Below are 6255 nucleotides of genomic sequence, written 5' to 3'. Positions count from 1 at the left end.
GGCTGGCCCAGCGGCGTCGCTCGGCCAGCCCGCCCGACGTGGACGGGGGTGCTTGCTACTCCGTGCCCTACTCCACCGAAGGCAGCCGCGCACCACGGCTTTCTGCGACGCGGAGCACCTCTTGCAGCGACTCCGTCAGCCGGTCGGCCAAGTACCGCAGCTCTGCAGCTGACAGGTCGTGCTCCGCCAGCATGGACTGTGAGTGGTCCAGGAGATCGCCTCCTATGCCGAGGTGCACGGCTTCCATGGTGTAGGCCAGTCGCGATACCGGGCCCGAGCCGTCGGTCAGGAGGTAGGCGGGTTTACCCTCTGGCCCTGACCAGGGAAGCAGGCGTGGGCTGTCCGAGAGTCTCGAAGTCGGCACCGACCGCCTGGGTGGTGGGGTGCGTGGGGTTTCTGGCATGCGGGATCTCTCCCTACGTGAGGGGATACCGGGAGGCGAGAACTTCCCTAGGGAGATTCTCGATGGGCATCCCTAGGGAGGTCAATGGAATCCTGTGAAGTCACGTCTGACGGGGGATAGTTGGTGCGTCGACGTCGTAGGAAGAGGTCAGCTGCCGAAGTTGTACCGCAGCACGTACGCTCCTGCGTTCAGGAGCATCCGGTTCAGCTCCACCGGGCGGTGGTCTGAGGTCAGTGCCGTTCGGTAGATCTCGATGACCGGTGTCCCTGAGGGGAGGGCCAGCTGCTCGGCCTCTTCCGGGCTCGGCATCCGGGCGCGCAACTCCTCGGTGAAGTCCACGGGGGCCGCCCCGGCCTCCGCGAGCCGGGCGTATGCGCCACCGGGGCCCGAGTCCGGCTGGGCAATGCAGGTCTCGCGTACGAGGTCGGCGGGGAAGTAGGACGTCGCCAGCTGTACCGGCTCCCCGTCCACGAAGTACCGGCGGCTCCGCACGATCACCGGCGCGTCCGAGGACAGGGCCAGCCCTCGGGCCACCCAGCGTGGAGCTCGGGACTCGGATACCTCGATGTCGCGGACCTCGACGGGGCGCCCGGCGGTCTCTGCCGCCCAGACCGACTCGCCGGACGACCACCGGGCCGACGACAGCCGCTCGTTCCCCACCCGGTGGATCGGCTGGAATTCCCGTACGTAGGTGCCGGAGCCGGGACGCGCGTAGGCGAGACCCTCGGTGATCAGGAGCTTGAGCGCGTTGCTCGCGGTCATCTTGGCGACGCCGTACTGCTGGACCAGCGTGGGCTCGCCCGGCAGCCGGGCGCCGGGCCTGAATTCGCCAGAACTGATGCGTGCCCGCAGATCGTCGGCGATCTGGCGCGCCGTCTCGGGCATTGCTGTTCCTCCGGCTCCCTAGGGTGGGTCCACCCTAACGAATCGCTGTCCGGCTGGGCTGTCCGTCCGACCAAGCCCGGCTGTGCCAGGCCGCGCCCGACCTCGCTCGCCCCCGCCGAGGCCGGGTGGGCGGGGGGGGCCAGGGCAGTGACGAGTGCTGAGAGGTGCTCCACGGCGAGTGCGGGGGCGGAGGCGGGGGCGAGAACCCTGTAAAGGGCATTGATTCTGTCGATTCCCTTGTCGTGAGGTGGAGTTGACTGGTGTAGTCCTCTGACATGACTGACCCCTCCCGTCTCTCCCGTCGCGGCCTCATCTCCGCGATAGCCGTCGCGGGCGCCGCCGTCGCCGTGCCGCTGCCCATGGCTCACGCCACCGCCACCGCCACCGCCACTGTCACCCCCGCCGGAGGCAACCCGCGCCCCGCCGTCGTCCCCGCCCTCCAGGAGTGGGCCGGCGGCGAGGGCGCGTACGTCCTGCGGCCGGACTCCCGTGTCGTCGTCGCCGCCCACGACGCCAAGCAACTTCTCCCGCTCGCCCAGGAGTTGGTGCGCGACATCGAGCAAGTCAGCGGCATCCGGCTCGCCCCGCCCCTCGTCGCCGGACGACGACGCCCCCGCCCCGGGGAGATCCTGCTGCGCCTCGACCCGGGCGCCCGGCACCCCGAGGGCGGCGAGCGGTACGTCCGCGAAGGGTATGACCTCGATGTCACCCGCTCCACCGTCACCGTCACCGCGCCCGCCTACAACGGCGCCTACTACGGCACCCGTTCACTCCTCCAGGCCCTGCTGACCAGTGAGCGGCAAAACCGAACTCACCTCCCCGTCGGCACCGCCCGGGACTGGCCCAACTATCAGTTGCGCGGGTTCATGCTGGACGTCGGGCGGCGCTTCTTCACCCCCGACTTCATCCGCGGCATGCTCCGCGTCATGGGGTGGTTCAAGGTCAACGATCTCCAACTCCACCTCAACGACAACGAGATCAAGGCACCGGACGGGGACTGGAGCAAGGCGTACGACGCCTTCCGGCTGCGCAGCGAGAAGGAGGAGTGGGACGGGCTCGCCGCGCCCGACGGGGCGTACTCCCGTGCCGACTGGGACTCCTTCGAGGGCCTCGCCGCCCTGCACGCCGTCCAGCTCACCCCGGAGATCGACGCCCCCGCACACTCCCGCTCCTTCGTGCGCTTCAGGCCCGAGCTGGGGCTCGGCGGGCCCAACTCCGATCACCTCGACCTGTCCAAGCCCGAGACCATGGAATTCATGAGAGGGGTGTTCGACGAGTTCACCCCGTGGTTCCGGAGTCCCGAAGTGCACTACGGCGCCGACGAGTACACCGGGCCCGAGGAGCAGTACCGGACCTACTTCAATGGCATGGCCGCCCACCTGCGCACCCTCGGCAAGAACCCCCGCGCCTGGGGCAGTCTCTCCGAGATGGCCGGCGGCGACGCGAGTGCCTACGACCACGACGTCGTCATGCACAGCTGGAACAACGGGTGGTACGGGCCCCAGGCCGCCAAGCGGGACGGGTACCGGCAGATCGTGAATACCAACGATGCCAATCTCTATATCGTCCCGTTCGCGGACTACTACCACGGGCACGGGCTCGACGGGCCCTATCTGTACGGGAGTTGGGAGCCGCACGTCTTTCCGGGGGCCGAGTCACTCACGCCCTTCGATCCCGTCCTGCGCGGCGCCATGTCCGCCGTATGGAACGACCTGGTGCACGCCACGTATACCGAGGACGACGTGTTCGGGCTCGTCGAGCCCACCTTCGGGACGCTCGCCCAGAAGATGTGGAGCGGGCGCGGGCAGGGCATCGGGTACGAGGAGTTCACCGCGCTCCTGCGACGCGTCTCCGTCGGACCCGGAGCCCGCCCTTAGCTGGGCGCAGCCCTAGTCGTCGATCCCCGACCTCTCCACCCCCGCCACGATCCACCGCTGGAAGAACAGGAAGACGACCAGCAGCGGCACGATCGAGACCGCCGCCGCCATGAACAGCTCGTGCAGGCGGATGACCTGGGACGTGGTGAAGGAGGACAGGGCCACCTGGACCGTCCACGCGTCGCGGTCCTGGCCGATCACCAGGGGCCACAGGAAGGAGTTCCAGGCCCCGATGAACACGATCGTGCCGACCGCCGCGAAGACGGGGCGGGAGTTGGGGACGACCACCCGCCAGTACGTCCGCCAGGGGCCGAGCCCGTCCACGCGCGCCGCGTCCTCCAACTCCCGTGGGAAGCCCAGGAAGTACTGGCGGAAGATGAAGCACGCGAACGCGGAGAACAGGGTCGGGACGATCAGGCCGCGGAGCGTGGAGACCCAGCCCAGGGAGGAGACCAGGACGAACGTCGGCACGAACGTCACCGCCGCCGGGACCATCATCGTGCCGAGGATCGCGTAGAAGACCTGGTTCGCCCAGCGGTAGGGGATGCGGGCCAGGCCGTAGCCCGCGAGGGACGCCAGGAGGAGGGTGCCGAGGGTGGTGAGGACCGCGATGACGGTCGAGTTGAGCAGGGCGCGGGCCATCGGGACCGTCGTGTCGTCGAAGAGCTCACGGATGTTCGACCAGCGCAGCTCCGACGGGAAGAACGTCCAGTCGGGGGACGTGATGTCCTGCTCGGACGCGAGGCCGTTGCGGACCAGGAGGTAGAAGGGGATCAGGAAGAGCAGGGCCAGGGCGATGAGGAGGACCACGCGCAGGGCGCGGCCCACCCGGACGATGGCGTTCTCCATGACTCAGTCCTCCTTTCTGCCGAGGCCGAACCAGCGGGCCTGGCCGATCGTCACCACCGCGATGATGAGTGCCAGGATCATGGCGCCTGCGCTGCCCACGCCCAGGTTCTGGCCCTGGCCGAGCGCCGTGTAGTAGAGGTACACGAGGGGTGGGCGGGCGTAGGGCGGGTAGCCGCGGGAGTCCGAGAGCAGGTTGTAGAACTCGTCGAACGCCTGGAACGCGTTGATGACCAGCAGGAGCGCCACGGCGATCGACGTCGCGCGGAGCTGGGGGAGCGTGATGTGGCGCAGCACCTGCCAGCCGGGCTTGGCGCCGTCGACGGCCGCCGCCTCGTAGAGGGTGGGGGAGATGCGCTGCAGCCCGGCCAGGAACAGGATCATGTAGAAGCCCGCCTGCAGCCAGAGCCGCACCGTCACGATGACGAGCCAGTACCAGGGCGGGTCCGTCGTCGACAGCCACGCCGTCTGGTCGGCGCCGAACCAGCCGAGGACGGTGTTGGCGAGCCCGAACCGCACCCCGTTGAAGATGGACATCTTCCAGATGAGCGCCGCGACGACGTAACTGCACGCCGCCGGGAGGAAGAAGACCGAGCGGAAGAAGGCTTGGGCGCGGCGGATCCTGTTCACCATGAGCGCGAGCGCGAGGGACAGGGCGAATGTCGTCGGGACGATGAAGAGGGAGAACACGGCGAACGTCCACAGGCTGTCCGTGAAGGCGTCGTTGCCCAGCATCGACGTGTAGTTGTCGAGGCCGACGAAGTCGGTGGGCGAGACGGTGTTGTGGGCGTCGAAGAAGCTGAGGTAGAGGCTCCAGCCGAGCGGCACGTACGTGAAGACGGCCAGGCCGAGCGCGAAGGGGCCGACGAAGACCCAGAACCACAGGTTGCGGTTCTGGGGGCCCGACAGGCGCCTCCGGAGGGGGGTTTGCCCGCCGGGGCCGGCCTTCGTCACCGCCGTCACGACGACTTCTTCTTGACGCGGTCCAGCTCCTTCTGCACCGTGCGGACGACCTTCTTCAGCTCGCTCTCCGGGTTGGCGCCCGACTTGATGATGCGGCTGAGGGCGTCCTGGTAGGCGGTGCGGCTCGCGGGGGTCCACAGGAGGGGCTCGGCGTAGCCGTGCTCGGTGGCGAAGCGGACGGCGTCGGCGGCCGCGCCCTCCTTGAGCTGGCCGGCCTTCTTGGCGAGGGAGATGCGGGCCGGGATGTGGAATCCGTACGAGAGCGCGAAGTCCCGCTGGTAGTCGGTCCGTTCGATCCACAGCCACTTCACGAAGTCCTTGGCCGCGTCCTTGTGCCTGCTGCGGGAGCTGACCGCCGACCCATAGGCGCCGACGGGCACGGTGGGCTTGCCCTGGGAGCCGTCCGCGGGCAGCGCGAGCACCCCGAAGTCGTCGCCGAGCTCCTTCTTCACAGCGGGCAGCGCCCACAGGCCCGACCACTGCATCGCGGTCAGGCCCTGCACGAACGCGGACGGGTCGGACCAGTCGGAGGGGGCGCCCAGGAGCAGGGACTTGTCGGCGTACAGCTGGCGCAGCCTGGCCAGGACGCGGGCGGCGGCCGGGTCGTCGAAGCCGACCTTGCCGTCCTCGGTGACGGAGGAGAGCCCGGCGGCGTAGAGCGGGGTCATGCCGAGGGCGCCGGCGCCGCCGTCATTGCCGAGGAAGAGTCCTTTGGTCTTCTTCGTGGTCAATGCCTTGGCCGCGTCGACGAGTTCGTCCATCGACTGCGGCGGCTTGACGCCCGCGTCGGCCAGGAGGCTCTTGCGGTAGTAGAGCAGCTGCATGTCGACGACCTGCGGGACCGCCCAGATCTTCCCGTCGTACGTCTTCGGGGCGAGCGCCGCCTGGTTGAAGTCGTCCTTCACCGGCTCGACCAGGTCGGTGACGTCGACGACCTGGCCGCCCTGGATCTGGTCCAGGGTGGGGCCGTTGACCTCGAACACGTCGGGGCCGGAGTCGGTGAGGAGGGCGGCGGCGGTCTGCTCGTCGTAGTTGCCGGGCCGCCACTGGACGCTGACGCCCGCCTTCTTGTACGCGGCGGCGTACCGCTTCACCGCGTCCTCGGTCCCGGCCTCGCCGTACTGGTGGTACCACTGCGAGAGCTTCGGCCCCGTCCCGCCCGAACCGCCCTCGTCCCGGCCGGTGTTGGACCCGCACGCGGTGAGCAGGCCGAGTGCGGCGCCGGTGCCGAGCAGTGTCCTGCGGCTGATGGTCATGCTGGTCGTCCCCCTGCGTGGTGAT

General features: G+C 69.1%; 6 protein-coding genes. 1 reads left to right on the top strand and 5 read right to left on the bottom strand.

All coding sequences use genetic code 11. From position 1 onward, the window contains the following. Positions 1-67 precede the first annotated feature (67 nt). Together ACFWYM_RS07135 and ACFWYM_RS07130 are read right to left on the bottom strand one after the other, a co-directional pair. The gene (locus ACFWYM_RS07135; RefSeq protein WP_384831224.1) at positions 68-238 is read right to left on the bottom strand and encodes a hypothetical protein; all 171 of its coding nucleotides are present in this window, start codon (positions 236-238) and stop codon (positions 68-70) included. 312 nt (positions 239-550) lie between these two features. Beyond that, a complete protein-coding gene (locus ACFWYM_RS07130; RefSeq protein WP_384831221.1) occupies positions 551-1288 on the bottom strand; it encodes a GntR family transcriptional regulator in 738 nt (245 codons plus the stop codon). A gap of 275 nt (positions 1289-1563) precedes the next feature. Between ACFWYM_RS07130 and ACFWYM_RS07125 the strand changes: the two genes are divergently transcribed. Next, positions 1564-3165, top strand: a complete 1602-nt coding sequence (locus ACFWYM_RS07125; RefSeq protein ID WP_384831217.1) for a family 20 glycosylhydrolase — start codon at positions 1564-1566, stop codon at positions 3163-3165. A gap of 12 nt (positions 3166-3177) precedes the next feature. Here the strand turns inward: ACFWYM_RS07125 and ACFWYM_RS07120 are convergent, their stop codons facing one another. The 3 genes from ACFWYM_RS07120 to ACFWYM_RS07110 are packed head-to-tail and all read right to left on the bottom strand — an operon-like array spanning position 3178 to position 6230. Continuing rightward, a complete protein-coding gene (locus ACFWYM_RS07120) occupies positions 3178-4014 on the bottom strand; it encodes a carbohydrate ABC transporter permease (RefSeq protein ID WP_384831214.1) in 837 nt (278 codons plus the stop codon). A 3-nt stretch (positions 4015-4017) separates the two neighbouring features. Further along, positions 4018-4965: a carbohydrate ABC transporter permease gene (locus ACFWYM_RS07115; RefSeq protein ID WP_384831495.1), complete on the bottom strand. Its 948-nt coding sequence runs from the start codon at positions 4963-4965 to the stop codon at positions 4018-4020. Positions 4966-4970: 5 nt separating this feature from the next. After that, positions 4971-6230 (bottom strand): ABC transporter substrate-binding protein, encoded by a 1260-nt coding sequence (locus tag ACFWYM_RS07110; protein WP_384831211.1) that lies wholly within the window; start codon positions 6228-6230, stop codon positions 4971-4973. Between the last annotated feature and the right edge of the window lie 25 nt (positions 6231-6255).

This window comes from Streptomyces sp. NPDC059009 (assembly GCF_042740175.1).
Lineage (GTDB): Bacteria > Actinomycetota > Actinomycetes > Streptomycetales > Streptomycetaceae > Streptomyces.
This window is presented reverse-complemented; position numbering and strand designations above follow the sequence as displayed.

Coding starts and splice junctions, on each gene's coding strand:
- ACFWYM_RS07110 (WP_384831211.1), bottom strand. CDS start 6,230: ATGACCATCAGCCGCAGGACACTGCTCGGCACCGGCGCCGCACTCGGC.
- ACFWYM_RS07120 (WP_384831214.1), bottom strand. CDS start 4,014: ATGGAGAACGCCATCGTCCGGGTGGGCCGCGCCCTGCGCGTGGTCCTC.
- ACFWYM_RS07130 (WP_384831221.1), bottom strand. CDS start 1,288: ATGCCCGAGACGGCGCGCCAGATCGCCGACGATCTGCGGGCACGCATC.
- ACFWYM_RS07125 (WP_384831217.1), top strand. CDS start 1,564: ATGACTGACCCCTCCCGTCTCTCCCGTCGCGGCCTCATCTCCGCGATA.